General features: G+C 72.2%; 2 protein-coding genes and 1 pseudogene. 2 read left to right on the forward strand and 1 reads right to left on the reverse strand.

Annotated elements, in window-relative coordinates; all coding sequences use genetic code 11:
* Window positions 1-752: tripartite tricarboxylate transporter substrate binding protein (locus AC27VN_RS40890; protein WP_490880424.1), on the forward strand; the 752-nt coding region annotated here is incomplete at its 5' end.
* Window positions 753-779: 27 nt separating this feature from the next.
* Here AC27VN_RS40890 and AC27VN_RS40895 read toward each other — a convergent pair.
* The gene (locus AC27VN_RS40895; RefSeq protein ID WP_296794926.1) at window positions 780-1,340 is read right to left on the reverse strand and encodes a putative glycolipid-binding domain-containing protein; all 561 of its coding nucleotides are present in this window, start codon (window positions 1,338-1,340) and stop codon (window positions 780-782) included.
* A gap of 93 nt (window positions 1,341-1,433) precedes the next feature.
* On the opposite strand from AC27VN_RS40895, the pseudogene AC27VN_RS40900 reads away from it, so the two are divergent.
* Window positions 1,434-1,625: pseudogene (locus tag AC27VN_RS40900) on the forward strand (C4-dicarboxylate ABC transporter substrate-binding protein); the annotation flags it as partial.

Genomic DNA, 1,625 nt, shown 5'->3' on the forward strand with positions numbered 1-1,625 from the left:
TGGGCATGGATGCGCTCGCGCGCGCCGTGCCCGACGGCCACACGCTGGCCTTCTCGGCCATCAGCCCGCTCACCTTGCATCCGCTGCTCGCGCGCGTGGCCTACGACCCGCTGCGCGCCTTCGTGCCGGTGGCCAGCCTGATGCGCACGCCGGTGCTGGTGGTCGGCACCCAGGCCTTCAGCGGCCGCGGCTTCGGCGACCTGATCGCGCAGGCGCGTGCCCAGCCCGGCGCGGTGCGCTGGGCCAGCTCGGGCGTGGCCACCATCGGCCACCTGGTGCTCGCGCAGGTGCGCGTGCAGAGCCGCACCGACATCACCCATATCCCCTACCAGGGCGGCGGCCCGCAGCTCAACGACGCGCTGAGCGGCCAGTTCGAGGTGCTGTCGACCAACGTCGCGGCGCAGCAGCTGCAGTACATCGAGAGCGGCCGCTTCCAGGCCCTCGCGGTCGGCGCGCCGCGCCGCATCGAGGCCCTGCCCGAGGTGCCCACGCTCGCCGAGCTCGGCTACGAACGCGCCAACCGCGATTCGCTGTTCGGCCTGTTCGCGCCGGCGCGCACGCCGCAGCCCGTGGTGCAACGGCTCAACGCCGAGATCCAGCGCCTGCTGCGCGGCGAGACGCTGCGGCTTCGGCTGCGCGAGGCCTACAACCTGCCGGCCGGCGGCAGCAGCGAGGATTTCGCGCGCGAGATCGCGCTCGATCGGCGGCGCAACCGGGCGCTGGTGGCGGGGGATCGGTCGCAGTTCGATTGAGGCCGCATCGCGCGGCCGGGACAGTGCTCAGGTTTCGGCGACCCAGAGCCCCGGATAGTCGTGCACGAAGCCATCGGCCGTGACGCCCAGCACCGCCTCGTAATCGAAGCGCTTCGCCACGTAGCGGTAGGCGTTGTCGCCGCTGCGCTCGTAGCGCTGCATCAGCTCGCCGAGGCTGCCGCCATCGAGGTCGATCCAGGCCGCGGGCGCATCGGCGCCCTCGCCCTTCGAGAGATTGAGGCGACGCAGCTGCAACAGGTTGGTCGCGGGCGTGAAGCCCAGGTCGAGGTCGACGCAGTGCGAGAGATCGGGCACCGGTTCGTCGTTGAGCTTCCAGCGGCCCTGCGCGTCGCGCGTGATCGAGAGGTCGACCGTGCTGTCGCCGAGCCAGCCGCGCACCGTGCCCCACTGCGCATGCCAGTGCAGGTCGCAGCGCACGCGGTAGTGCAGCTGCGCCACCCGGCCATCCTCGGCGCGGAAGGCCGAGGCGCCGTCGAGCTGCCAGGCGCTGGCATTGCGTTCGAGACGGCAGGCATCGTGGCCCGGGACGTCGAGCCTGCGCCAGAGGATGGAAGCGACGGTTTGCATGGGGCGGATGATGGCGCGGGCCGTGGGGCGGCGCAAGCATTGCCCCGCCACGCCGCAGGTGCTGGTCAGGTTCGGGAACTAGCGTCGCTCGCCATGACGCCGCCCGACGCCTGCCTCGCCACCCGCCTGCTCGACCGCTTCGACCGGCTGGCGATGCCACTGGCGCTCGCGATCGCGCTGCTGCTGTTCCTGCAGTGGCCGTTGCGCGGTTTCGCCGGGGCCGGCTTCGGACCGACGCAGGCCAACGACCTCGCGCAGTGGCTGTTCGCGCTCTACGTGGCGGTG

The organism is Variovorax sp. 20P10.2.4 (assembly GCF_058244205.1).